The organism is Pelagibius sp. (assembly GCF_965227505.1).
Taxonomy (GTDB): Bacteria; Pseudomonadota; Alphaproteobacteria; order Kiloniellales; family Kiloniellaceae; genus Pelagibius.
In genome coordinates this window covers 5,371,937-5,395,748 of sequence record NZ_OZ245757.1, presented here as the reverse complement: position 1 = coordinate 5,395,748, position 23,812 = coordinate 5,371,937, and the positions used below count along the sequence as shown (strand labels likewise).

The 23,812-nt window shown below is 67.1% G+C and carries 22 protein-coding genes; 8 read left to right on the top strand and 14 right to left on the bottom strand.

All coding sequences use genetic code 11. The annotated features are described in order from the left end of the window. Positions 1-160: 160 nt before the first annotated feature. The 6 genes from ACO06P_RS25045 to otnK all read right to left on the bottom strand — a co-directional run bounded on the left by ACO06P_RS25045 (position 161) and on the right by otnK (position 5,669). Positions 161-1,303: a sulfotransferase family protein gene (locus ACO06P_RS25045; protein ID WP_420347945.1), complete on the bottom strand. Its 1,143-nt coding sequence runs from the start codon at positions 1,301-1,303 to the stop codon at positions 161-163. A gap of 6 nt (positions 1,304-1,309) precedes the next feature. After that, positions 1,310-2,086 carry a hypothetical protein gene (locus ACO06P_RS25040; protein WP_420347944.1) on the bottom strand — a complete coding sequence of 259 codons (777 nt, stop codon included), beginning with the start codon at positions 2,084-2,086 and terminating at the stop codon, positions 1,310-1,312. Positions 2,087-2,195: 109 nt separating this feature from the next. Beyond that, on the bottom strand, positions 2,196-2,465 hold the full coding sequence (locus ACO06P_RS25035; RefSeq protein ID WP_420347943.1) for a hypothetical protein: 270 nt from the start codon (positions 2,463-2,465) through the stop codon (positions 2,196-2,198). Next, positions 2,462-3,907, bottom strand: coding sequence for an arylsulfotransferase family protein (locus ACO06P_RS25030; protein ID WP_420347942.1), 1,446 nt, complete (start codon positions 3,905-3,907; stop codon positions 2,462-2,464). Before ACO06P_RS25030 ends, ACO06P_RS25035 begins: the two co-directional genes overlap by 4 nt. 153 nt (positions 3,908-4,060) lie before the next feature. Next, the gene (locus ACO06P_RS25025; protein ID WP_420347941.1) at positions 4,061-4,372 is read right to left on the bottom strand and encodes a putative quinol monooxygenase; all 312 of its coding nucleotides are present in this window, start codon (positions 4,370-4,372) and stop codon (positions 4,061-4,063) included. Positions 4,373-4,403: 31 nt separating this feature from the next. Further along, positions 4,404-5,669 (bottom strand): 3-oxo-tetronate kinase, encoded by a 1,266-nt coding sequence (gene otnK, locus ACO06P_RS25020; protein WP_420347940.1) that lies wholly within the window; start codon positions 5,667-5,669, stop codon positions 4,404-4,406. A 232-nt stretch (positions 5,670-5,901) separates the two neighbouring features. Between otnK and ACO06P_RS25015 the strand changes: the two genes are divergently transcribed. The 3 genes from ACO06P_RS25015 (at position 5,902) to ACO06P_RS25005 (ending at position 9,001) form a co-directional block, all read left to right on the top strand. Beyond that, positions 5,902-7,023 (top strand): isocitrate/isopropylmalate dehydrogenase family protein, encoded by a 1,122-nt coding sequence (locus ACO06P_RS25015; RefSeq protein ID WP_420347939.1) that lies wholly within the window; start codon positions 5,902-5,904, stop codon positions 7,021-7,023. 27 nt (positions 7,024-7,050) lie between these two features. Beyond that, positions 7,051-8,067, top strand: coding sequence for a Gfo/Idh/MocA family protein (locus tag ACO06P_RS25010; RefSeq protein ID WP_420347938.1), 1,017 nt, complete (start codon positions 7,051-7,053; stop codon positions 8,065-8,067). A gap of 106 nt (positions 8,068-8,173) precedes the next feature. After that, entirely contained in the window at positions 8,174-9,001 is an 828-nt protein-coding gene (locus ACO06P_RS25005; RefSeq protein WP_421938161.1) for a GntR family transcriptional regulator, read from the top strand. Here ACO06P_RS25005 and tdh read toward each other — a convergent pair. The 7 genes from tdh to ACO06P_RS24970 form a co-directional block, all read right to left on the bottom strand. Continuing rightward, on the bottom strand, positions 8,952-9,980 hold the full coding sequence (gene tdh, locus ACO06P_RS25000) for an L-threonine 3-dehydrogenase (RefSeq protein WP_420347936.1): 1,029 nt from the start codon (positions 9,978-9,980) through the stop codon (positions 8,952-8,954). The genes ACO06P_RS25005 and tdh overlap by 50 nt on opposite strands. Before the next feature lie 33 nt (positions 9,981-10,013). After that, complete coding sequence (locus ACO06P_RS24995) at positions 10,014-11,201, bottom strand: glycine C-acetyltransferase (protein ID WP_420347935.1); 1,188 nt, start codon at positions 11,199-11,201, stop codon at positions 10,014-10,016. 133 nt (positions 11,202-11,334) lie between these two features. After that, complete coding sequence (locus tag ACO06P_RS24990) at positions 11,335-11,928, bottom strand: helix-turn-helix domain-containing protein (RefSeq protein WP_420347934.1); 594 nt, start codon at positions 11,926-11,928, stop codon at positions 11,335-11,337. A 27-nt stretch (positions 11,929-11,955) separates the two neighbouring features. Next, the gene (locus ACO06P_RS24985) at positions 11,956-13,080 is read right to left on the bottom strand and encodes a Gfo/Idh/MocA family protein (RefSeq protein ID WP_420347933.1); all 1,125 of its coding nucleotides are present in this window, start codon (positions 13,078-13,080) and stop codon (positions 11,956-11,958) included. Positions 13,081-13,147: 67 nt separating this feature from the next. Next, positions 13,148-13,963, bottom strand: a complete 816-nt coding sequence (locus tag ACO06P_RS24980; protein ID WP_420347932.1) for an ATP-binding cassette domain-containing protein — start codon at positions 13,961-13,963, stop codon at positions 13,148-13,150. A gap of 1 nt (position 13,964) precedes the next feature. Next, positions 13,965-15,116, bottom strand: coding sequence for an ABC transporter permease (locus tag ACO06P_RS24975; RefSeq protein WP_420347931.1), 1,152 nt, complete (start codon positions 15,114-15,116; stop codon positions 13,965-13,967). 164 nt (positions 15,117-15,280) lie between these two features. Then, positions 15,281-16,213, bottom strand: a complete 933-nt coding sequence (locus ACO06P_RS24970) for a sugar ABC transporter substrate-binding protein (protein ID WP_420347930.1) — start codon at positions 16,211-16,213, stop codon at positions 15,281-15,283. 465 nt (positions 16,214-16,678) lie between these two features. Between ACO06P_RS24970 and ACO06P_RS24965 the strand changes: the two genes are divergently transcribed. Further along, positions 16,679-17,566 (top strand): MurR/RpiR family transcriptional regulator, encoded by an 888-nt coding sequence (locus ACO06P_RS24965; RefSeq protein ID WP_420347929.1) that lies wholly within the window; start codon positions 16,679-16,681, stop codon positions 17,564-17,566. A 31-nt stretch (positions 17,567-17,597) separates the two neighbouring features. Here ACO06P_RS24965 and iolG read toward each other — a convergent pair whose 3' ends face one another. Then, positions 17,598-18,593 carry an inositol 2-dehydrogenase gene (gene iolG, locus ACO06P_RS24960; RefSeq protein ID WP_420347928.1) on the bottom strand — a complete coding sequence of 332 codons (996 nt, stop codon included), beginning with the start codon at positions 18,591-18,593 and terminating at the stop codon, positions 17,598-17,600. A gap of 149 nt (positions 18,594-18,742) precedes the next feature. Here iolG and ACO06P_RS24955 point away from each other — a divergent pair, with 149 nt between their 5' ends. The 4 genes from ACO06P_RS24955 to ACO06P_RS24940 all read left to right on the top strand — a co-directional run bounded on the left by ACO06P_RS24955 (position 18,743) and on the right by ACO06P_RS24940 (position 23,801). Beyond that, entirely contained in the window at positions 18,743-20,704 is a 1,962-nt protein-coding gene (locus tag ACO06P_RS24955; RefSeq protein WP_420347927.1) for a bifunctional 5-dehydro-2-deoxygluconokinase/5-dehydro-2-deoxyphosphogluconate aldolase, read from the top strand. Between the two features lie 97 nt (positions 20,705-20,801). Next, the gene (iolD, locus tag ACO06P_RS24950) at positions 20,802-22,673 is read left to right on the top strand and encodes a 3D-(3,5/4)-trihydroxycyclohexane-1,2-dione acylhydrolase (decyclizing) (RefSeq protein ID WP_420347926.1); all 1,872 of its coding nucleotides are present in this window, start codon (positions 20,802-20,804) and stop codon (positions 22,671-22,673) included. A gap of 16 nt (positions 22,674-22,689) precedes the next feature. Continuing rightward, positions 22,690-23,592 carry a myo-inosose-2 dehydratase gene (iolE, locus tag ACO06P_RS24945; RefSeq protein ID WP_420347925.1) on the top strand — a complete coding sequence of 301 codons (903 nt, stop codon included), beginning with the start codon at positions 22,690-22,692 and terminating at the stop codon, positions 23,590-23,592. Further along, entirely contained in the window at positions 23,592-23,801 is a 210-nt protein-coding gene (locus ACO06P_RS24940; RefSeq protein ID WP_420347924.1) for a hypothetical protein, read from the top strand. Before iolE ends, ACO06P_RS24940 begins: the two co-directional genes overlap by 1 nt. Positions 23,802-23,812 lie beyond the last annotated feature (11 nt).

Here is a 23,812-nt window from a genome sequence, read left to right as displayed (position 1 = left end):
ACCGTCCATGACCACCGGGCGGCATCGAAGATTCCGATGGCGCAGATTACGATGGGTGATGCCGGAGCCGGGCCGCCCGGTTCGCTTCCAGTTGAGATTAGGCGGCGGTTCCGCGCGCTTTCAGGCCAGCATGCGACAGGCTGTGGTTTCCCAGAACCGGTCAGAGGCCCCCTTGGCTGTCGCTATAGCCAAACGCGGCGGCCACGGGGCCGGCCAGACGCTCGATTGTGGCCAGCTCCGCCTGGGAGAAATCCGGTCGATAGTAGCCTGGCATCCGCATGAGCTCTGCCGCCTCGGCCACCAGCCATGCGCTGTCGCCCAGGCGGCAGTGCGCGCAGACCCCTGCGAGGATCTCAGCCGGCCTGGCACAGAGCTCCTCGAAGCGCACGACCAGCACCGCCTCGGCCAGCCGGGGGTTGGCCGCCAGGCGGCCGGCGAGATAGCCGTAGAGGCTGGCCCAGTAGCGCGCCCAGCCCTCGACCTCCGCGCCCCGCTCCCAGGCCGCCAGGATGGCGGGCATGGCGCGATCGCCGACGTTGACGGGGCGCCGGTCGAGCCCGAACTCGAAATGGCCGATGCGCCGCATGTGGTCCAGGGCCCGGGGGTGGCGGCGCTCGCCCTCGCAGAACAGGCGGTGCTGTTTCACCAGGGAGGCGATCTGGCCGAGCGGCGCGCGCAGCGGCAGCACAAAGCGGGCATCGGGGAAGATCTTCAGCAGGTATTCCAGCCGGGTCACGTTGTAGTTGGCCTTGGCCAGGTAGCGGCTGCGCCCACGCACCTGCAGCAGCTTGCGCAGATGATCGACGTAGAAGCGCTCGAAGTCCGGGTGGCTGGTCTCGCCATCCAGCACATTGCTGACCTGGGGGTCGTGCAGGCTGTCGAAGAAGGCCATCCAAAGCACTTCCTCGAACGCCTCGGGGCTTTCCGGCGAGACGGCGATGCCGTCTCCATGGCTGCGCTCCTGGGCCGCATGGCGTCCCTGGGGCACGAAGCTGAGGAAGCGGTTCCACAAGAAGGGCGTGAAGAGGAAGGGATAGTCCTTGTACCTGTGGCTCGCGACGCTCGGGTGGCGGGCCAGGACCTCCAGCAGGATCGTGGTGCCCGAGCGGGCGAGCCCGGAGACGAAGACTGGCGCCTCGATCCTGGTCTCGGCGATGTCCTCGGCGCGCAGCCGCGTCTCACGCTCGCCGAGGCGGATCCAGAAGTTGCGGTTGCGCGCCACGAGGCCGCCGCAGTGATGCACCCAGGGCGTCACCCGGAAGCCGGCATAGCGATCCCCCGCTCCGCTCTTGGCCTCGGCCATCCTGCGCTACACCAGCCGGAAAACCAGCTTGATCGCCAGAGAGGCGGCAACCAATGCCGTGAAAAAGACAGCCTCCCAGCCGCGCAACCAGTCCGGCCCCAGGTTGACGATCTCCTGGCGCGGCAGGGCGATCTCAACGCGCTCCAACGCTCCCTCCGCGGGCAGGTAGCCCAAGGGGTTGGCAATCAGGAGGTTCCACCAATGACGCTTGTGCACGCTGGTCACGGGCTGCGAGAAGGCGATGGAATCGACCACGCGTTCCTGGGCGTCGATCACCTCGATCAGGGCGCGCGGCGCCCCGGGACCGGCGCCCCCGGGCATGCCGACGGCCGGCCCGCGCCCCGTCTCGGCCGGGGCGATCCAACGGGCCGCGAGGCCCTGCGGTTCGACGGCGAGCGGTACCGCGTTGAGCGAGGCCGGAATGAAGTGGCCGAAGGCACCGCTCAGCCAGACGATCACGAAAAGCACCGGCAAAGAGGCCAGCACCGCCGGGCCCAGCACCAGCCCCAGCTGCGCCAACGCCCGCCGCAGCATCGCGCCGATCAGGGGCATGGCCTCGGCGAAGCTGCCCTCGTGCCTGTCCAGCGCAAGGCGTGCATCCTCCGCAGCCGCCTTCACGCGGCGCAGCCGCCCCTGGGGGGAGAGCAGCGCATAGAGCGCCATGGAGATGCAGGCCGCCGCCAAACCCCAGACCGCCACCCGCGCGGCCGGGCCAAGCAAGGGCGCCAGGCCCTGGTCCAGTGTCGACAGCAAGGGCGAGGTGAGATCGAGCAGTCCGGTCATCTAAGCGTAAGCGGCGTCTTGGCGGGCGGATCGCGATCCGCCGCTGCGGACCGTGGGCCGGGGGAGCTTGGGCCCAGCAAGCACGGGCCGGGGCCGGCTGTCCGGCGCGTCAATCGTAATAGGTCTTGTCCGCACTCTTGGCTTCAAGGTTCCGCTGCGGGGCCGCGGCCGCCGGGGATGTGCGGCGGCGCTTCATCAGGCGCCGCAAAGGCCAGATCAGGAGAAACAGCAGAGCCGCCGCCACGGCCGCCACGACGCCCCAGAGCGCGCCCAGCAGCGACAGGCCGGCGCCCGGTCCGATGTAGGCGAGCGCCGGGCTTGTCCAGGCCAGCGAAGCTGCGAGCCCCAGGCCGGCGGCTGAAAGTAGAGTCCGGTTCATTGCGCGCTCCTTTCCTGTTCCTTCCTTGCAAGGACCTCTCGAAAGCCCGGCTGCAGACTGTCTGGCACGATCCGCTGCCCCCAAGAGACCACCGGCAGGATGACCTGGTCCGGCTTTTCAGGGTGACGGGCGCGGATGGGATTGATGAACTCCCAGACAATCCGGCCGTCGGGGGTCACCTCGAACAGCCGGCCGCCGGTCGACTCGGTGATCAGCGTGTTGCCGTTCGGCAGGCGCTCCTGGGCGGCCCGCACCAGGCTTTCGAAAGGTTGCTCGGCGCTGCCGGCGTAGACCCAGACCTCCTCCCCCGTCAGGGGATCGATTTCCATGATCCGGGACTGTCCGCCGGGACCGAAGTTGCCGATGTTGTCAAACAGCAGGATGTTGCCGTTCGGCAGGACATCGGGGTCATGCTGGCCCAGCCAGGTCCCGCGCAGGGCCCAGACGATCTTTTCCTGCTCCAGGTCCAGCACCGCAATGCTGTCGATGTCGCGGAACGACAGCAGCACCTGCCCCTCTTCGGCGAAAGGCAGCACGGCGGCCATCTCGGCGTCGATGTAGTCGATGTTGTTGGTGTGGATGAAGTCGTGCTTGTTGAACCAGGTCACCCGGTGCAGCAGGCGCGCATAGTCTGAGTTGACCAGCGCGTCCAGGATCGAGACCCGCTTCTCCTCTTCACCGTCGGGCGAGAGGACCACCACGAAGTCGTCCAGCCGTGGAATCGTCAACTGCGGAAAGTCCTCGTAGGTCGTCCGCCGCATCTGGTGAATCAGCGTATAGACCCGCCCGTCATCGGCGATGTCCAGATCGTGATGTGTCTGGCCGAGATAGGACCAGAGTACGTTGGACTCGCTGTCCAGCTTTGCCAGACCGTAGCCCCAGGGCGTATCGCCTGTCGCAACGAAGAGCGCCAGCAGTTCGCCGTTCGGCAGCATCATCGCCTTGCGCCAATAGAGAAAGGGGTCGGGCTGCGGGTCGGCAATCGGAGACTCTTCCGCCGACCAGATCGCGCTGTACGGCAGTTGCCAGGAATGGACCAGCTTGCCCTCCATCGAAAACAGGAAGGCCTCGCTGCCATGGCCGGAGGTGTAGAGCGTGTAACCGGGAAACGCGCTCGCAGGATCGTGGATCGTCACCCCCTGGTCCGGGCGGCGCTCGGGCATCCAGAAGTCCGATGTCAGGGGATCGCGCGACGCCCGCGTCTTGTCGATCAGCGCCTTGCCGCCGCGAAAAGCATCGCTGAGCGGCCCGGCGGGAAAAACGTTGGTGAGCATCACCAGAGCCCCGCCGAGAAAGCTGAGGAACAGCAGCGCAATGACAAAGGCCGGCAGGGCGACCCGATCGATCAGCGGCGGCGGCAGCGGACGCAGGTCCGGCCCCTGCCGGTGGTCGCTCCTCTCCCGCCGCCCGGGGGCGGACTCCGCCATCGAACCGCTAGCCAAGGTCCGCTCTTTCTGTTGATTGCGTGACGCCAGAGTCCTGGCGGTCTTTCGGCCAAAGGGCGAGGATCAAAGATCGGGCAAGCTGCAAAGGTCGGACCTCCTGGGAAGATGGACCGCCCGGCCTCCGCCTTTATTCCAGCGTTTTTGGTGACTTCAGGGCCCTTCGCCCCCGTCAATAACGCCGTCCATGACCCAGCATTCGACCGTCTTCCCGATCACCCAGGGGCCGACCAGGCCGTCGAAGTCGGCAAAGTGCTCGCTGGCGAGATGCAGATCGAAGGCGGCCTGATCTTCGTAAATCTCGTAGAGGAAGAAGCGGGCCGCATCATCCGCATCCCGGCAGACGTCGAAGCGATGACAGGCCTGCTCACGGCTGAGCGAGGCCTCGGCCTGGCGGCGGACCGCGGCGCGAAAGTCCTCCGCGAAGTCCGGCTTCACCTCGAAGACGACCGTAACCACAAACATGACTGCGCCCTTCCGCACCCTGGCTTACCGTTTACGACAGCAGGCCCCAGGCCTTCACAAAGAAGTCCGGAGCACCGAAGTTGCCGGACTTCAGAGCCAGCGCCAGCGGCGGCGCGCCGGCAGCAACCGTCCAGGGAACGCCCGGATCGATTTCCGGCCCGATCTCCAGCACCTGCACGCCCAGAGCCTGAACGACGGCGCCGGAGGTCTCGCCGCCGGCAACGATCAGGCGTCGCACACCCTGGTCGACCAGGCCGCAGGCGACTGCCGCCAGGGCCTTTTCCACAAGCGCGCCCGCCGCTTCGCGGCCCAGCCTTTCCTGGACGCCGCGCACAGCCTCCGGCGAGGCCGTCGAATACACCAGCAGCGGCTGCTCACCCCCCTGCCCTGCCGCCCAGGCAAGGATCTCGGCCACGCCGGTCTGACCGGACGCAAGGTCTTGCGGATCGATCCGGAACGCCGCCATGCCCGCCGCCTGTGCCTGCGCCACCTGTTCCCGGGTCGCCGCCGAACAGGAACCGGCCAAGACGGCCGCCCTGCCTTTCGGCGGCGCAAAGCCGTCCACGGGGTCGGGCGAAGCAATCATGCCGCGCCGCCGGAAGTTCTCCGGCAGGCCGATGGCGATCCCGGACCCGCCCGTGATCAGCCGCAGGTCGGCGGCCGCTTCGCCGATGGTATGAAGATGACGGTCGCTGACCGCGTCGACGATGGCGATGGCCGTTCCCGCCTCCGCAATCTCACGAAACGCTTCGGCGACGTCAGCGGCGCCGCGGTCGACGACGTCGAAAGGCACGAGCCCCACTTCGCAGGCGGTCTGCCGGCCCAGCACGGAGACCAGATTGGGATCGCGCATCGGCGTGAGGGGGTGGTCTTTCAGGGGGCTGTCGGACAGCAGGACATCGCCGACGAAGAGGTGACCCAGGTAGACTGTGCGCCCCGTGGCGGGAAAGGCCGGACAGGCCAGCGTAAAGGGACAGTCCAGGCGCTCCATCAAGGCCTCGGTCACCGGCCCGATGTTTCCGCGATCGGTGGAATCGAAGGTCGAGCAGTACTTGAAGAAGAACTGCCGGGCGCCGGCGGCCAGCAATGCTTCGGCACTGGCCAGCGATTGGGCGACCGCGTCCTCCGCGGGGATCGTCCGTGACTTCAGCGCCACCACGATGGCGTCAGCCTGCGGCAGGCTGCCCGGATCATCGGGCACGCCGATAACCTGAATCGTCCGCATGCCGCCGCGCACCAGCATCAGGGCCAGATCGGTGGCGCCCGTCAGATCATCGGCAATGCAGCCCAGCAACATGCGGCACCTCAGCCTCTACGCCCAGGGCCGCTCAGCGCAGGCGATCGTCCCCACCCTTGCCGAAATGCAGCGAAAATGAGAGGAAACGATTGGCGCTGGAACATGTGCATGCTTTAATGTATGCATTATATTTTGATGGATTGCAAGGCTGTGGCTTGGTCGGCGCGCCGCGCTGAGCGACACCTTTGGGAGCAGCCTGGGGGAGCAGCCTGTGGGAACTGATGGAATCGACATGAACGGGAAGACGAGTCTCGAAATCGCGGTCTTTGAGGGTGACGGCATCGGCGGCGAGATTACGCAGCCATGCCTCGATCTCTTATCTGCGGTGACCGAGACCGTGGGCGGTTTCGATCTTTCGTTCAAGTCCCTGCCCGCCGGCGCCGGCACCTACAGCCGCGAGGGCACTGCGCTGCCGCCGGAGTCCCTGCAGGCGGCGCGCCAGGCCGATGCCATTCTTCTGGCTGCCATGGGATTGCCGGACGTGCGCTATCCCGACGGGACCGAAGTGGCGCCGCAGTTGGATCTGCGCTTCGAGTTCGGCCTCTACGCGGGGGTTCGGCCCGTACGCAGCGTCGCCGGCACGCCGGCGGTCCTGGCGGACCCCCGTGCCGCCGCACTCGATTTCGTCCTCATCCGGGAATCGACGGAAGGTCTCTTCGCCGCCCGCGGCAGAGGAAGTGTCGAAAACGACAGCGAAGCGCAGGACACCCAGGTCATCACCCGCGCCGTGAGCGAACGCCTGTTCGATTTCGCCTTTGCTCTGGCCGGCGAGCGCAAAGCGGCGGGACGACCCGGGCGCGTGACCTGCGTCGACAAGGCCAATGTCTTCACCTCCTTCGCCTTTTTCCGCAAGATCTTCGATGAACGCGCGGCGCTGAATCCGGACATCGCAGCCGACCACGCCTACATCGACGCGACCGCGCTCAACATGGTCCGCCATCCCTGGGACTTCGACGTTCTGGTGACGGAGAACATGTTCGGCGACATCCTCTCCGATCTCGGCGCCGGCCTGATCGGCGGCATGGGCATGGCGCCTTCCGCCGACATCGGCGACGGTCATGCGGTCTTCCAGCCCTGCCACGGCAGCGCGCCCGACATCGCCGGACAGGGCAAGGCGAACCCGACAGCCATGTTCCTGTCCGCCGCCATGATGCTGGACTGGCTGGCGGTCCGCAAAGGCCTGCCCGCCTGTGCGCAGGCCGCCGCAATGATCCGCACGGCGGTCGACCGCGTTTTCGCCTCCGGCGCGGTGATGCCTTTCGATCTCGGCGGTGCCTCCGGCACCCTGGCCATGAGCGATGCGGTGATGGCAGCCCTCCACGACCCCGAGGCCGCAGCCGCGGCAGCCGGCTGAAGCGGTCGCGGTAGGGGGCAGCGGGACGTGCTGAACCTTGGGACCGTCGGCACCGGCTACTTCAGCCAGTTTCACTACGACGGCTGGAGCCGCATTGACGAGGCCCGGCTGGCCGCGGTCTGCGACCGCGATGGCGCCCGCGCGCGGGAGCGGGCGGACATGCACGGTGCCGCCGCCTACGCCACGCTGGCGGAGATGCTGTCACAGGAAACGCTCGACCTGCTGGACATCATCGCGCCGCCCCCGACCCATCTGGAGATGATCAGACAGGCCGCGGCGCACAAGGTCGCCGTGATCTGCCAAAAGCCGTTCTGCCAAACGCTCGACGAGGCCGAAGAGGCTGTCGCCCTCTGCGAAGACGCCGGCGTTCTCCTGGTGGTGCACGAGAACTTCCGCTTTCAGCCCTGGCACCGGAAGGCCCGCGACCTGATCGCCGGAGGGCAGTTGGGAGAGATCTACCAGGCCGGGTTCCGCCTGCGCCCGGGCGACGGCCAGGGGCCGGCTGCCTACCTCGACCGCCAACCCTACTTCCAGAAGATGGAACGCTTCCTCGTCCACGAGACCGCGATCCATCTGATCGACGTGTTCCGCTTCCTGCTGGGCGAGGCAACGAGCGTCTACGCCGCGCTGCGACGGCTCAACCCGGCGATCGCCGGCGAAGACGCCGGTTTCATTCTGCTGGACTTCGAAGGCGGCGCACGGGGTCTTTTCGACGGCAACCGCCTGGCCGACCACCCGGCGGAGAACCGCCGCCTGACCATGGGGGAGATGGTCATCGAGGGGTCGAAGGCGAGCCTGCGGCTGGATGGCGATGGCCGGCTTCACCTGCGCGCCTTCGGCAGCAATGCCGAGGAGGAAGTCGCCTATGCCTGGGAAAACCGGGGGTTCGGCGGCGATTGCGTGTTCCGCCTGCAGCGCCATGTCGTCGACCATCTGCTGTCCGGCGGCGCGGTCATGAATACCGGCCGGGACTACCTGGTGAACCTGCGCATCGAACAGGCGGTCTATGAGTCTGACCGCCTGGGGCGCCGGATCGCGCTTTAGGCGGCCCGTTCGGGGAGCCGGGCCCGCAGACCTGTGGCGCTCGCCCCCATCGGTAGGCTAGACTCACCGCCACGCAAAGCGGCGATGCCGAAGATGCTTGGGGCGAATGCGCATTAAAGAGATGACAAGTCTGGATAAAACCAGCCCGGCGGCCGCTACGGCAAAGGCCGGGAGGGCTGCTGCGGAAGGCCGCCAGCGTCTCTCCCAGTCCGAGCGGGCTTACCAGGAGTTGAAGCGCCGCATTCTCGACAACGAGATGCCCGCAGGGTTCCAGGCCCTGGAGCAGGAACTGGCGGAACTGCTCGGCATGAGCCGTACCCCGGTGCGCGAGGCCCTGATCCGCCTGGCCAAGGAAGGGATCGTCGAGGTGCGACCGCGCCACGGCATGCGCATCCTGCCGATCTCGGTCGCCGACATGCGGGAGATCTACGAGATCCTGACAGGGCTGGAATCGACGGCAGCGGAGATCGTTGCCGAGCGCGGGCTCGACCACGACAGCCTCGGCACGCTGCGCCGGGCGGTGGAGGACATGGACAGCGCCCTGGCCGATGATGACCTCAGGGCCTGGGCCGAGGCCGACGAGCGCTTTCACAATCTGCTGGTGGAGTTCAGCGGCAACGAGCGGCAACGAGCGGCTGCGTGCCTGGGTGAACACCTGTCGCGACCAGGCCCACCGCGCGCGTATGGCGACGCTCCGCCTCCGGCCCAAGCCGGTGGATTCAAACAAGGACCACGCGGCGGTGGTGGACGCGATCGAGCGGCAGGACGGCGAGGCTGCGCGCCGTCTGCATCACCAGCATCGCCGCCGCGCCGGCGCCATGCTGGTCGAACTGCTGGAACTGCACGGCATCACCCAGCTCTAGCATCAGGCGTCGGCCGTCGCCTCAGGCGGCCCAGTCCAGAACCACCTTGCCGCTCTGGCCGGAGCGCATGACCGTGAAGGCCTCCTGGAAGTCGCTCACCGGGAAGCTGTGGGTGACGATGCGGTCGACCGCAAGGCCGGACTCCAGCATGGCGATCATCTTGTACCAGGTCTCGAACATCTCCCGGCCGTAGATGGCCTTGATGGTCAGGGCCTTGAAGATCACGGGGTTCCAGTCGAAGGGACGGGCCTCCGCCGGAATGCCCAGCAGCGCGACGCGCCCGCCCATCATCATCAGGTCGATCATCTGGTCGAAGGCCGCCGGAACGCCGGACATCTCGAAGCCGACGTCGAAGCCTTCCTTCATCTTCAACTCCGCCATCACGTCGCGCAGGTCTTCCTTGGCGACGTTGACGGGCCGCAGGTCGGTGATCTGCTGCGCCAGGGAGAGGCGGTAGTCGTTGACATCGGTCAGCACGATGTGGCGCGCCCCGACATGCCGCGCGATGGCGGCGGCCATGATGCCGATGGGCCCGGCGCCGGTGATCAGGACGTCCTCGCCCACCAGGTCGAAGGTCAAGGCCGTGTGCACCGCGTTGCCGAGGGGATCGAGGATGGCGCCGATGTCGTCGGAGAGGTGATCCGGCAGCGGCACGACGTTGAAGGCCGGCAGCACGAGATACTCGGCGAAGGCGCCGGGCAGGTTCACCCCAACGCCGCGGGTGTCGGGGTCGAGGTGAAAGCGCCCCGCCCGGGCATTGCGGCTGCGCCCGCCGATGATATGGCCCTCGCCGGAGACCCGCTGACCGATCTTGAGGTCGCGCACATTGGCCCCCAGTTCCGCGATCTCGCCGCAGTACTCATGGCCGATGGTCAGCGGCACCGGCACGGTCTTCGCCGCCCAGGCATCCCAGTTGTAGATGTGGACGTCGGTGCCGCAGATCGCGGTCTTGCGGATCTTGATCAGCACCTCGTCGGGGCCGACCTGGGGCTGAGGCTGCTCGCCCAGCCAGATGCCCGGTTCGGGCCTCTCCTTGATCAAGGCTTTCATCACAGTCTCCTTGCGCCTTCGCTTGTGCGGCAGCTAGATCACGCCGAGTTCGCGGCCGGTCTGGGTAAAGGCGTCGATTGCACGGTCGAGCTGGTCGTCCGTCAGGCCCGCGGACATCTGAGTGCGGATGCGCGCCTGGCCCTTGGGCACCACGGGATAGAAGAACCCGGTGACGTAGATCCCGCGCTCGTAGAGCTTCGTCGCCATATCCTGGGCAAGGCCGGCCTCCCCCAGCATCACCGGGATGATCGGGTGCTCCCCCTCCAGCAGCCGGAAGCCGGCGGCGGTCAGGCCGGCGCGGAAGCGCTGGGCGTTGGCCGTCAGCCGCGCGCGCAGGTCGTCGCCCTGGCGCACCAGTTCGATGGCCTTGCGCGCCGCGCCGACGATGGGTGGCGGCAGCGAGTTGGAAAACAGATAGGGCCGGGAGCGTTGGCGCAGCAGATCGACAATGGGCTGGGCGGCGACGACATAGCCACCCGCCGAACCGCCCAGGGCCTTGCCCAGAGTGCCGGTGAGGATGTCGACCTCGACCCCGTAGTGGGCGCCGGTACCCCGGCCCCCCGGGCCCAGTACGCCGGTGGAATGGCAGTCGTCCACCAGCACCAGGGCCTCGAACTGATCGGCCAGCCGGCGGATGGTGGGCAGGTCGGCGAGATAACCGTCCATCGAAAAGACGCCGTCGGTGGCGATGAGGATCCGTCGGGCCCCGCCCTCCCGCGCCTCGCGCAGACGGCTTTCCAGCTCGGTCATGTCGCCGTTGGCGTAGCGGTAACGCTTGGCCTTGCAGAGACGGATGCCGTCGATGATGGAGGCATGGTTGAGCGCATCGGAAACCACCGCGTCCTCCGGCCCCAACAGCGGCTCGAAAACACCGCCATTGGCATCGAAGCAAGCGGCATAGAGGATCGCATCGTCATGGCCGAGGAAGGCGGCGATCTCCTGCTCCAGCAGCCGGTGCTGGTCCTGGGTGCCGCAGATGAAACGCACCGAGGCCATGCCGAGGCCGTAGCGGTCCAGCGCCTCCTTGGCCGCGGCGATCAGCGCCGGATGGTTCGCCAGGCCCAGGTAGTTGTTGGCACAGAGATTGATCTCGCTGCGCGCGGCACCGTTTTCGGCGACGCTGATCTCCGCGCCCTGCGGCGAAGCGATGGGCCGCTCCACCTTGTAGAGGTTGTCGGCGCGAATGGCGTCGAGTTCGGCACGGATATCGTCGAGGATCATGGCTCTGGTCCCTGTCTCGCTCTGGGTCTCGCTCCGGGTCTCGCTCCGGTGTTCAACTCCGGAAGCGGCTACGTCATAGTGGACACTATTCCGCTATGACGGATTTTTCAAGCGGGTCCTGCGCGGGAACTGCCTAGCCGCTCAAGACCACCAGCAGCGCGCTGGCGGGCTTGCCGTCCAGGGCGGCGATCCGGTGTGCCACGTCGGCGCGATAGCGCAGTGTGTCGCCGGCTGCCCCCTCTTCCTCGCGCAGGCCGGACTGCACGGCGATGCGGCCGTCCAGGATGGTCAGGTGCTCGCGGCAGCCGGGCGCATGGGCATCGCTGATCAGGGCGCCGCCGGCGTCCAGCCGCAGTTCGTACCACTCCACGTTGCCGGCCAGGTTGGGCGGGCTCAGGATTCTCAGGCGGCAGCGCTCGCCGCGGCTGTCGATGGTGGGGGTACGCTCCGCCGCCAGACGCTCCACCTGGCCACTGGCCGGCGCGGCTGCGGGCTGCTTGCCGAGGAGCCCGGCGAAGTCGACCCCCAGGGCCTGGGTCAGGTTCCACAGGGTCGCCAGGGTCGGGTTGCTTTCGCCGCGTTCGATCTGGGAGAGCATGGAGCGGGAAACGCCGGAGCGCTGCGCCAGATCGTCCAGGGTGAGCTGCTGCTCCTTGCGCACCGCGCGCAGCGTCTCGGCCACGCGCGAAACGATGCCTTCGGCATCGAGGGGGATCTGATCCGTCATCCCTCCATTATAACGGAGAGGATTCCTCTAATCCAGAGCGACCCAGCGGGCCTCCTCAGCCGAGCGCAGCACGGCATGCATGACCCGCTCTGTCGCCAGCGCGTCCTCGAAGTCCGGATAGAGCGTCTCCTCCCCCGCAAGTCCGCGCAGCAGGTGGGCCACCTCGACGGTCTTCATGTCGTTGAAGCCGAGGCTGTGGCCCGGCGCCGGAACGAAAAGACCGTAGGGCGGATGGGCCGGGCCGCTGAGGACGGTCTTGAACCCCTGCTCGGCCTTTGGGCCCCGGGCCTGATAGAGCTGCAGTTCGTTCATGCGCTCCTGGTCGAAAGCGATCATGCCGGCGCTGCCGTGCAGCTCCCAGGCAAAGCGCGACTTGCGGCCCCAGGCGATGCGGCTGGAGGTGAGGCTGCCGGAGAAGCCGTCCCGAAAGCGCAGCAGCGCCGAGACTGTATCGTCGTTCTCCACCTTTCCCGTCGCCCCAGCCGGGCCTTCGGCCAGCGGCCGCTCGGCATGCATTGTCGTGACCTCCGCCATCACGGCCTCGATGGGACCGCAGAGAAACTGCGCCATATTGATGAGATGGCTGGCGAGGTCCCCCAGGGTTCCGGAGCCGGCTTTGGCCCGTTCCATGCGCCAGCTGTGCGGCAGTTCCGGATCGGCCAGGTAATCTTCGTCGAAGACACCGCGGAAATGGACGAGGCGGCCGATCGCCCCCTCCTCAATCAGACGCCGGGCATGGGCAACCGCGGGGTTCTTTGTGTAGTTGTAGCCGACCAGCGATTTGACCCCGGCCTCGCGCACTGCCGCGGCCATGGCCTCGGCCTCCGTCAGGGTCAGGGCCAGCGGCTTCTCGCAGTAGACATGCTTGCCGTTGCGTGCCGCCTCGATGGCCACCGCGGGATGCAGCGCATTGGGCGTGGTGATCGAGACCACGTCCACCGCCGGGTCGCTGACCAGGGCGCGCCAGTCAGCGGTCGCGCGGGCAAAACCGAAGGCAGCCGCCTTTTCGGCCGCCAGCGCCTCGTCCACATCGCAGAGCAGTTCCAGGCGCGGCCGCGGCAGCCCGAAGACCGTCGCCACGGCGGTATAGGCGATGGCATGGCACTTGCCCATGAAGCCCGTGCCGATGAGACCGACCCCAACTGAGTCCAAGCGTGTGATCCTCTCCCTACGCCCGGACCCGCCGGGGCAGCCTGTTCAGAGTGCCTTGCGTTCTACGTCAGACCGTGCCGCCCAGGGAAGCGGAAAGCTGCTGCAGTTCCTTGCCGCCGGCCATGAGGTTCTGCAGCTCGTCCATGGTGATCTCGTCCTTGGCGAAGTTCCCCAGAGTCTTGCCGCGGTTGAGCACGGTGAAGCGGTCGCCGACCGCCATGGCGTGACGCACGTTGTGGGTGATGAAGATCACGCCCAGCCCCTTGGAGCGCACCTGGTCAACGTATTTGAGCACCATGGAGGTCTGCGCGACTCCAAGCGCCGAGGTCGGCTCGTCCAGGATCAGCACCTTGGCGCCGAAGTAGACCGCCCGGGCGATGGCGACGCATTGCCGCTCACCGCCCGAAAGCGTCCCCACCGCCTGCTGCGGATCGCGCACATCGATGCCGATGCGGTGCATCTCCTCCCGGGTCACCCGGTCGGCCTCGTCGAAATTGATGAAACGGATCGGCCCGAGCTTCTTCACCGGCTCCCGGCCCATGAAGAAATTGCGGGTCACCGACATCAGCGGGATCATCGCCAGATCCTGATAGACCGTGGCAATACCGGCATCCAGGGCGTCGCGCGGCGAATCGAAGTCGACGTGCTCACCCTCCACCAGAAACTCGCCGTCGGTGGGCTTGTGCACGCCGGCCAGGGTCTTGATCAGAGTCGACTTGCCGGCCCCGTTGTCGCCCAGCAGGCAGAGCACCTGTCCGCGCCTGACGGTCATGGAAACGCCGGCAAGGGCGATCACCGATCCGAAATGCTTCACCACGTTGCGGACGTCAATGAGAACGTCGGTGCCATTAGGGCTCGTGCCGTTGGAGCTTAAATCGGTCATCTCACCGCTCCCCCGTGGCGCGCTTGCGGATATAGTTATTGAACAGCACCGCGGTCAGCAGCATGCCGCCCAGGAAGACCAGGTACCAGTCCTGGTCGATGGTGGTGTAGGTTAGGCCGATCAGCACCATCCCGAAGATGACCGCGCCGATGGCCGCACCGATGGCCGAACCGTAGCCGCCGGTCAGCAGGCAGCCGCCGATCACTGCCGCGATGATCGCCTCGAACTCCTTCTGGAAGCCGCGGCGCGCGTCTGTGGAGCCGGCATCGAGCACGGTGAGGATGGCCACCAGCGCCGCGCAGCAGGCCGTCAGCATGAAGAGGATCGTCTTGACCCGGTTCACCGCGACGCCGGAGTTGCGGGCCGCATTGGCATCGCCGCCGGAGGCGAAGATCCAGTTGCCGAAGCGGGTGCGCACCAGAACCCAGGTGGCGATCGCAGCGAAGAGGACGAACCAGATCACCTCGACAGGAACGCCCTGAACCTTGGGCAGCCCGTTCTTGAAGGTGTCGATCCAGCCCATGGACGCGAACCACGCGAACAGCCCCTCAAAGGCATCGCCGGAAAAGAGCTGGGCAAACCAGGAGCCCTCGACGGCGTCCTTGACTCCACGCAGCTGAGTCGAGCCGCCGGTGGCGAGCTTCAGGCCCACCAGCGTCATGCCGCGCAGAATGAACAGGAAGGCCAGAGTGACGATGAAGGACGGCAGTCCCGTGCGCAGCACGATCTGCCCGTTCAGCGCCCCCATAGCCGCCGCGAGGACAAAGGTGACCAGAATGGCAAGCGGCAGCGGCAGGCCCAGGACCACCAGACAGGCCCCGAAGATCAGGCCCGCGAAGGCGACCATGGAGCCGACCGAGAGGTCGAATTCGCCGCCGACCATCAGCAGCGCGGCACCGATCGCCAGGATGCCCAGCTGCGCGGCGGGCGCCATGAAATTCATGATGCCCGCGAGGGTGAACATGTTGGCGTTAGCGGTGAAGAGGAAGAAGACCGTGACCAGGATCAGGCCGGCAACGGCGCCCAGTTCGGGCCGCCGCATCAGCTTGGTCATGGTCGATACGTCGCGCAGGCGCTCGTCGCCCTTCGCCGCGGCCGTCTCCGGAGGTTCGGCCGCAGCCTCGCCGCCAGCGTCTAGCGTCTTTTCAACCATCTTCGTCCTCCCTGGCGGGACCGCTTTCAGGCTTGACCGGTCTTACGCCGGTTCGCGCTTGCCGCTCGCGCGGTCCGCCAACTGCTGGGTCACATCGTTCCCTACCTGCCGAGCGAGTAGAACGGCGGTTCCGGGCGCCTGATGGCGCCCGGAACCGCCGGAGATCAACGAATGCCCTGAGCAGAAAGCTCGACCACCTGGGACGCCTTGTCCTTGGTGATCAGGTTGGGGCCGGAGGGCACGTTGCCGCCGGGAATCAGCCCGAATTTGGCATGGTTCGCCAGAAACACGACCGGCAGATAACCCTGCAGGTACTGCTGCTGGTCGATCGCGAAGGCCGCCTTTCCGTCGGCGATCGCCTTCAGGAAATCGGAAGAGAGGTCGAAGGTGCCGATCATGACATCGTCGCCCTTGCCGGCTTCCTCGGCGGCAGCCAGGGCGGGTTCGCCCGCCGTGCTGGCGCCCAGCGCCATGACCGTGTCGACGGAGTCGTCGGACTCCAGCGCGGCCTTGACCTTCGCCTTCACCTCCGAGGGATCCTGCGAGACCGGCAGCACCTTGGAGGCACCGCCGAAGCCGTCGGCAAAGCCCTGACACCGCAGATCCAACGCCACGTTGCCGACTTCCTGGTTGATGCAGATGGCGCTGCTGCCGCCGAGGGCGGCCATCTTTTCGCCGGCCGCCTTGCCGGCGTCATACTCTTCCTGGCCGACATGCAAGAGGGCACCCAGCGTCCTCGAAACGTCGGAGCCGGAGTTCATGGAGACCACGGGAATGCCGGCCGCAACAGCCTTCTCGATCGAAGGCCCAAGAGCGTCCGCATCAGGGATGGAGACGACGAGGCCGTCCGGCTCCTGATTCACCGCTGCATCGATGAGCTGGGACATGACGACCATGTCGAAGGTCTCCGGCGCGCGGTAATCGACGTTGACGCCCATATCCTTTGCGGCTGCGTCGACGCCGTTCTTCACCACCGACCAGAAAGGATCGTTGGCCTGACCGTGGCTGACCACGATGATGTTGACGTCCTGTGCCTGTGCCGCACCGGCCGCGCCCAGGAACGCGGCGGCTGCCGCAAGACGATGCAAAGCTTTCATTCAATCCTCCCCTTGCAAAGGTTCTGCGCTTTGATCCAGCGACCCTTGGCAATCAGCTGTTGGAAGCGGCCGCTGGCCGGCAGGCTCAAGCCGGCAGAACCGCGCGTCCGCCGGGCGGACCCGGGCGAACCACAGCAAAAGGGAAAGGGCATCCGGGGCCGGGACCTTCCTGGCCCGGCGGCGGCTATGACTGCTGTGATGTCTTGGGCCCGCAGTCCGAAACGGAAATCCGCCGGCCTTCGTCCATCGGGGCATATCGCCTTCCCTAGGCAAGAAACCGGGCTTTGGACCCGGGTTCACTCTGATTGGCTCAGATTGTCGCTAATCGCAGAATAAACCGACCGATCCGATTTTTCTAGAATTTTTATTCTCCTTTTGCTTCACTGTGGGGATTAGGCAGGGCACCATGCAGCAACAGGCATTGGGCCTTTGGACGGCATTGCCGTTGCGGAGCAAGGCGGGGACATGGGCAAAGTCGACAGCATGGCAAAGGGAGAGCCCGGCGCGCGCGCGGAGCCGGAGGGCGACCTCCCGGCACCGCCGCGCGACTTCGCCGGCCTGCGGACACTGCTGATGGAGCGCCACGCAACCCTGCCGAAGCGTCTCGCCCAGGTGGCGCGCTTTGCGGTTGCCCATCCGGACGAGATGGCTTTCGGCACGGCAGCGAGCATTGCCGAGCAGGCAGCCGTGCAGCCGTCGACCCTGGTGCGGTTCGCCCAGACCATCGGCTATCAGGGCTTCTCGGACCTGCAGGAAATCTTCCGGTCCCGCCTAAGGGAGCGCTGGCCGGACTACGAGGAGCGCCTCGAGAGCCTCAGCCACCAGGAACGCGGAGGGGGCGGCGTGCCGGATCTGCTCGACGGATTTGCCCAGGCCGGCGTCACGTCTCTGATGCGGCTGCGCGACAGCATCGACGCGGACCACCTGGGCAAGGCTTCCAGGCTTCTGGCGGCAGCCGATACGATTTACCTGTTGGGTCAGCGCCGGGCCTTTCCCATTGCGGCCTACATGGCCTATGCGCTGGGAAAACTCGGGGTAAAGAGCCTGCTCATCGACAACGTCGGAACGCTGGGCCAGGAGCAGGCCGCGTTCGCCGCTGCGCAGGATGCGCTCATCTCAGTCTCTTTCACCCCCTATGCCCCCGCAACCATCGAACTGACCGGCTCCACAGCCGCGCGGGGCGTGCCCCTGGTGGCAATCACCGACAGCCCCTTCAGCCCGCTGACCGAACAGGCCGATGTGTGGTTCGAAGTCGTCGAGGCCGATTTTGCGGCCTTCCGTTCCCTCTCTGCCTCTTTCTGCCTGGCGATGGCCCTCTCCGTTTCAATCGCCGAACAGCGCCGCAGCCGCTAGAGCGGAGCCGCGGTCTCTTCTGTTGAGCACCCTACCCGGCCTGAAGCCGGACAGGCGCCCCCGTCTCCCAGGACTCGCTGGCCGCATCGGCCAGCACCTGCGCGCGCAAACCGTCTTCGCCCGAGGGCGTCAAAGGCCGCCCGTTCCCTATCCCATCCACGAAGGCGTCGAGTTCGGCCTGATAGGCTTCGCGATATCTTTCGAGGAAGAAGTCCAGGGCGGGATCGCGCCGGTAGCCCTCCGCCGTCGCCGCCTCGACGGTGGTCGCATGCCTGTTCCCGGCCCGCAGCAGACCCTTCTGGCCATGCACCTCGATACGCTGGTCGTAGCCGTAGGTGGCCCGGCGCGAGTTTGAGATCTGCACGATCCGGCCGCCTGCCGTCTTCAAGGTAACCGCCGCGGTATCGACATCGCCGGCCGCACCGATCGCCGGATCGACGAGACAGGAGGCGGTGGCAAAAACCTCCACCGGTTCCTCGTCCAGGAGAAAGCGCGCCATGTCGAAATCATGAATCATCATGTCGCGGAAGAGGCCGCCGGAGCGCTCGATGTAAGGAACCGGCGGCGGTGCGGGATCGCGGGAAAGAATCGTAACTATCTCCACCGCACCGACCTCTCCTGCCTCGAGCCGCGCCTTCAAAGCCGCGAAGCTGGGATCGAAACGCCGGTTGAACCCGACCATCAGCGGCCGGCCGGTTGCCGCGACCACCTCCAGGCACTCGCGAATGCGCCCGGCGTCCAGGTCCACAGGCTTCTCGCAGAACACCGCTTTTCCGGCATGCACCGCCGCTTCGATCAGGTCGGCATGCAGGTCGGTCGGTGCCGCGATCACCACGGCATCGATCCCGCGGTCTTCGAGCACAGCCTCCATCGCCAGCACCGGAGCTCCGGTCTCGGCCGCCAGAGCCTCGGCGGCCGTCGGCAGGGCATCGGCGATGCCCGCCAGCTCGGCTGCCGGATGCGCTGCGATGTTACGGCCGTGAATTTGTCCGATGCGGCCCGCGCCGAGCAGTCCGATCCGAAGCATTGCCTCCCCCTTCCCCGGGACCAAAATAGAACTGGAATTCCATATTGACCCATTAATAGATGTTATGTTTCATTCTTCCAAGCGCGGAACAAAGCGCGGCTCTCAATACATCCTGACCTCGTGTCAGCACCAGGGGAGACGGCCGCATCATGGGCGAGGATTCTTTGGGCTCGGGCAGCGTCGATAGAAGCGCTGGGGATAGGGGCGCTGCCCTCGATCTCATCACCATCGGCCGCTGCTCGGTCGACCTTTACGGACAGCAGGTCGGCGGCCGCCTGGAGGATATGGGCAGCTTCGCCAAGTACATCGGCGGCTGTCCCGCCAACATTGCCGTCGGCTCCGCGCGCCTGGGCCTGAAGGCGGGGTTTCTCAGCCGCGTCGGCGACGAACACATGGGGCGCTTCATCCGCGAAACCCTCATCGCCGAGGGGGTGGACACCAGCCGTCTGAAGACGGACCCGGAACGGCTGACGGCCCTGGTCATTCTCGGTATCCGCAACGAGGACAGCTTCCCGCTGATCTTCTACCGCGAGAACTGCGCCGACATGGCGATCAGCGAAGACGATATCGACGCCGACTACATCGCCTCGGCCAAGGCAGTGGTGGTCACCGGCACCCATTTCTCGGCCCCCGGCGTCGAAGCGGCCTCGCGCAAGGCCGCGCAGCTGGCGCGGGAGGCGGGGCGCAAGGTGGTGCTCGACATCGACTACCGGCCGGTGCTCTGGGGTCTCACCGGCCATGGCCTGGGCGAGGAGCGCTTTGTCGAGAATACCGCCGTCTCCAAGCACCTGCAGACCGTCCTGCCGCTCTGCGATCTCATCGTCGGCACGGAGGAAGAGCTGCACATCGCCGGCGGCACCACCGACACGCTGGAGGCCATCCGCGCGGTGCGCCGCCTGAGCGACGCCACCATCGTCTGCAAGCGCGGGCCCATGGGCTGCGTGGTCTTTCCCGGCGCGATTCCCGACTCCCTGGATGACGGCGTCTCCGGTCCGGGCTTCCCGGTGGAGGTCTACAACGTGCTGGGCGCGGGCGATGCCTTTATGAGCGGTTTCCTGCGCGGCTGGCTGCGCGACGAGCCGCTGGAAACCTGCTGCAAGTTCGCCAACGCCTGCGGCGCCTTCGCTGTCTCCCGCCACGGCTGCGCCCCTGCCGTGCCGTCCTGGACCGAACTCAGCTACTACTTCGAACGCGGCAGCGACCATCGCGCTCTGCGGCAAGATCCTGACTTGAACCGGGTCCACTGGGCGACCACCCGGCCGCAGCGCTACGACAGCCTCTGTATCCTCGCGGTCGATCACCGCAGCCAGCTCGAGGATCTGGCGCGAGAATGCGGCCGGGACCGCGCAGCCATCGGGGAGTTCAAGAGCTTGGCCCTACGGGCGGCCCGGCAGGTGGCCAACGGCCAACCGGGCTTCGGCTTCCTAATCGACGACCGCCTGGGGCGCGACGCCTTGCACGCGGCAGCGGAGGGCGATCTCTGGGTCGGCCGGCCGATCGAACTGCCGGGTTCCCGTCCGCTGGCCTTCGAAGAGGGGCCGGACCTGGGCGGTGCCCTTACCGAATGGCCGCTGACCACCTGCGTGAAATGTCTGGCCTTCTACCACCCGGACGATCCCGAAGATCTGCGTCTCGACCAGGAGCAACAGGTTGTGCGGCTGTTCGACGCCTGCCGGCGCAGCGGTCACGAACTGCTGCTGGAGGTGATCGCCAGCCGTCACGGTGCGATGGACGAGACGACCCTGGCCCGGGCCATCGCCCGGTTCTATGACCTGGGGGTGGCGCCGGATTGGTGGAAGCTGGAGCCGCTGGCCGACGACGCGGCCTGGCGTGCCGTCTGCGAAACCGTCGAAGCGCGTGATCCCCATTGCCGCGGCATTCTTCTGCTGGGGCTCGAGCGGCCGCTGGAAGAGCTGACCGGTTCTTTCCTGCTTGCCGCACGCCACCCGCTGGTGAAAGGCTTTGCCGTCGGCCGCAGCATCTTCGCCGAGCCGGCAAAAGCATGGCTGAAGGGCGAGATCGACGACGCCGCGGCGGTCGATGCCATGGCGCAGCGCTTCGCCACCCTGGTCGCCGGCTGGCAGCGGGCTGCAGAGGAGCAGGCCGCCTGAAAGCAGCGGCGCTGCGGTGCGGGGATCACTACATAGAGAACGACCGCATAGAGAACGACCGCCGACCGAGTTACGTTAGGGAGCGAGAGCAAGTCCCATGTCCACCCTCCGCTTGACCATGGCCCAGGCGCTGGTCCGCTACCTGGCGGCCCAGAAGATCGAGACGAACGGCCAAGAGGTGCCGTTCTTCGGCGGAGTCTGGGCGATCTTCGGCCACGGCAACGTCGCCGGCCTGGGCGAGGCGCTGTATGGCGTCCAGGACCATCTGCCCACCTACCGTGCCCACAACGAGCAGGCCATGGCCCATAGCGCCATCGCCTATGCCAAGGCCAGCAACCGCCGGCGGGCGATGGCCTGCACCACCTCCATCGGGCCGGGCGCCACCAACATGGTGACCGCCGCTGCCGTGGCCCACGTCAACCGTCTGCCCCTGCTGCTGCTGCCCGGCGACGTCTTCGCCAACCGGCGCCCCGATCCGGTGCTGCAGCAGATCGAGAGCTTCCAGGACGCGACCGTCAGCGCCAACGACTGCTTCCGCCCGGTTTCGCGCTTCTGGGACCGCATCACCCGGCCGGAACAGATTCTGACCGCCCTGCCCCGCGCCATGGCGGTGCTGACCGACCCTGCCGACTGCGGGCCCGTCACCCTCGCGCTCTGTCAGGACGTGCAGGCCGAGGCCTATGACTATCCGGAAAGCTTCTTCGCCGAGACGCTCCGGCACTTCCGCCGGCCGCGGCCGGACCAGCAGGAACTGACGCGCGCCGCCGCGCTCCTCGCCGAGGCCGAAAAGCCGATGATCGTCGCCGGCGGTGGCGTGCACTACAGTCTTGCCAGCGACAGCCTGCGCGGCTTCGCCGAGCGCCACGGCATCCCGGTCACCGAGACCCAGGCGGGCAAGAGTGCTCTTGCCTGGGACCATCCGCTGAACCTCGGCTCCCTCGGCGTCACCGGCACCTCGGCGGCCAACGAGTGCGCCGAAGAGGCCGACGTCATCCTCGCCGTCGGCACCCGCCTGCAGGACTTCACGACGGGCTCGCGCGCGCTCTTCAAGAACCCGGCGCGCCGGCTGATCCAGCTCAACACCGCATCCTTCGACGCCGCCAAGCATCAGGCCGAGCCGCTGGTGGCCGACGCCCGCGAAGGGCTCGACACCCTGAGCGCCCAGCTTCCCCAGTACCGCAGCCCGTCCGACTGGCTGGACGCGGTCAGCGCGCGCATTGGCGCCTGGAACCAGGCCGCCGAGGCGGCCCGCGCCAACGAGGGTGCTGGCAATGGGCGCCTCCCCAGCGATGCCCTGCCCAGCGATGCGCAGGTGATCGGTGCAGTGAACCGCAGCGCCGATGCGGACGCCATCGTGGTCTGCGCCGCCGGCGGCCTGCCGGGCGAACTGCACAAGCTCTGGCGCAGCAGCGCGCCCGGCGGCTACCACCTGGAGTACGGCTATTCCTGTATGGGCTACGAGATTGCCGGCGGGATCGGCGTCAAGCTCGCCCGGCCGGACCGCGAGGTCATCGTCATGGTCGGTGACGGCAGCTATCTCATGATGAATTCGGAAATCGCCACCGCCGCCATGCTGGGCCTGCGCCTCACCATCGTGGTTCTGGACAACCGCGGCTTCGGCTGCATCAACCGCCTGCAGCGGGGCACCGGTGGCGAGTCCTTCAACAACCTGCTGCAGCATGCCCGCCACGAGAAGCTGCCGGAGATCGACTTCCGCGCCCATGCCGCAAGCCTGGGGGCCCAGGCGGTGAAGGTCGATTCCATCGACGCATTGGAAGCGGCCCTGCAGATGCATCAGGACATCGAGGGGCCGCGGGCCATCGTCATCGACACCGATCCCATGATCACCACCGAGGCAGGCGGCACCTGGTGGGACGTGGCGGTGCCTGAGGTCTCGGAACGCGGCCCGGTGCGCGAAGCCCATGCGGCCTACACCGCGGCCAGGGCCCGGCAGCGCCTGGCGGATTGAGACGGAGCGTGAGGCCATGACGATCAGACTCGGCACCAATCCCATCGCCTGGTCGAACGACGACCTGGAGAGCCTGGGCGGCGAGACGCCGCTGGAGACCTGCCTGCGCGAGGCCCGCGCCGCCGGCTTCGAGGGCATCGAGATGGGCAACAAATTTCCCCGCGACGCCGCCACGCTGGCGCCCTTGCTGGAAAGCCACGACCTCTCCCTGGTCTCCGGCTGGTATTCCGGCCACCTGCTGGAGCGGGACGCGGCGGCGGAGTTCGATGCCATGGGCCCGCATCTCGCGCTGCTCAAGGCCATGGGCTGCGAGCAGGTCATTTTTGCCGAGACCAGCAACGCCATCCATGGCCGCCAGGACGTCCCGCTGTCGCAGAGCCCCAGCTTGTCGCCAGCAGAGATGACGGCCTTCGCCGCCCGTGTCAGCGAGGTGGCCGAGCGCGTGCGCGATGCTGGTCTGCAACTGGCTTACCACCACCACGCCGGCACCGTCGTGGAGACCGAAGCGGAGACCGACGCCTTCATGGAAGCCGCCGGCAATGCGGTCGGTCTGCTGCTCGACACCGGGCACGCCGTTCTGGCCGGCGCCGACCCGGTGGCCCTTGCCCGCCGCTACGCAGCGCGCATCACCCATGTGCACTGCAAGGACCTGCGCCCGGAGGTGCTGAGCCAGCTGCACGCCGAGGATCTGAGTTTCCTCGACGCCGTAATTGCCGGCATCTTCACCGTCCCCGGCGACGGCTGCGTGGACTTTGCCGCCGTCCTCGGCGCCCTGCGTGCGCCGCGCTACGAAGGCTGGCTGGTGGTGGAGGCCGAGCAGGACCCGGCCAAGGCGAACCCGGGCGTCTACGCCGCCCTTGGCCACAAGAACCTCGCCCGCTTCGCGGCGGAGGCCGGCCTTGCCCAGAGCTCGGCCTGATGCTCGACAACACCCACCCCTGGTTCCGGCCGCTCTATCGCCGGGTGCTGATCGTCGCGGTCTGTTTCCTCTGGCTGGTGCTGGAGACCATCGGCGAACAGCCGCTCTGGCAGATCATCTCCTTCGCCGTGCTGGCCTACGCTATCTGGGCGCTGTTGTGGAAATACGAGCCGCCGAAAGACGGTTCCTCCGGTAACGGCAACCGCTAACCCCTTTAAGC

Bases quoted from the DNA above. Each gene is read 5' to 3' on its own strand.
- ACO06P_RS25005 (WP_421938161.1), top strand. From the start codon at position 8,174: ATGCGCATTAAAGAGATGACAAGTCTGGATAAAACCAGCCCGGCGGCC.
- ACO06P_RS25035 (WP_420347943.1), bottom strand. From the start codon at position 2,465: ATGAACCGGACTCTACTTTCAGCCGCCGGCCTGGGGCTCGCAGCTTCG.
- ACO06P_RS24975 (WP_420347931.1), bottom strand. From the start codon at position 15,116: ATGGTTGAAAAGACGCTAGACGCTGGCGGCGAGGCTGCGGCCGAACCT.
- ACO06P_RS24965 (WP_420347929.1), top strand. From the start codon at position 16,679: ATGGGCAAAGTCGACAGCATGGCAAAGGGAGAGCCCGGCGCGCGCGCG.
- ACO06P_RS24970 (WP_420347930.1), bottom strand. From the start codon at position 16,213: ATGAAAGCTTTGCATCGTCTTGCGGCAGCCGCCGCGTTCCTGGGCGCG.
- tdh (WP_420347936.1), bottom strand. From the start codon at position 9,980: ATGAAAGCCTTGATCAAGGAGAGGCCCGAACCGGGCATCTGGCTGGGC.
- ACO06P_RS24940 (WP_420347924.1), top strand. From the start codon at position 23,592: ATGCTCGACAACACCCACCCCTGGTTCCGGCCGCTCTATCGCCGGGTG.
- ACO06P_RS24995 (WP_420347935.1), bottom strand. From the start codon at position 11,201: ATGATCCTCGACGATATCCGTGCCGAACTCGACGCCATTCGCGCCGAC.
- otnK (WP_420347940.1), bottom strand. From the start codon at position 5,669: ATGTTGCTGGGCTGCATTGCCGATGATCTGACGGGCGCCACCGATCTG.
- ACO06P_RS25025 (WP_420347941.1), bottom strand. From the start codon at position 4,372: ATGTTTGTGGTTACGGTCGTCTTCGAGGTGAAGCCGGACTTCGCGGAG.
- ACO06P_RS24990 (WP_420347934.1), bottom strand. From the start codon at position 11,928: ATGACGGATCAGATCCCCCTCGATGCCGAAGGCATCGTTTCGCGCGTG.
- ACO06P_RS25045 (WP_420347945.1), bottom strand. From the start codon at position 1,303: ATGGCCGAGGCCAAGAGCGGAGCGGGGGATCGCTATGCCGGCTTCCGG.
- iolE (WP_420347925.1), top strand. From the start codon at position 22,690: ATGACGATCAGACTCGGCACCAATCCCATCGCCTGGTCGAACGACGAC.
- ACO06P_RS25040 (WP_420347944.1), bottom strand. From the start codon at position 2,086: ATGACCGGACTGCTCGATCTCACCTCGCCCTTGCTGTCGACACTGGAC.
- iolD (WP_420347926.1), top strand. From the start codon at position 20,802: ATGTCCACCCTCCGCTTGACCATGGCCCAGGCGCTGGTCCGCTACCTG.
- ACO06P_RS24955 (WP_420347927.1), top strand. From the start codon at position 18,743: ATGGGCGAGGATTCTTTGGGCTCGGGCAGCGTCGATAGAAGCGCTGGG.
- iolG (WP_420347928.1), bottom strand. From the start codon at position 18,593: ATGCTTCGGATCGGACTGCTCGGCGCGGGCCGCATCGGACAAATTCAC.
- ACO06P_RS24980 (WP_420347932.1), bottom strand. From the start codon at position 13,963: ATGACCGATTTAAGCTCCAACGGCACGAGCCCTAATGGCACCGACGTT.
- ACO06P_RS25015 (WP_420347939.1), top strand. From the start codon at position 5,902: ATGAACGGGAAGACGAGTCTCGAAATCGCGGTCTTTGAGGGTGACGGC.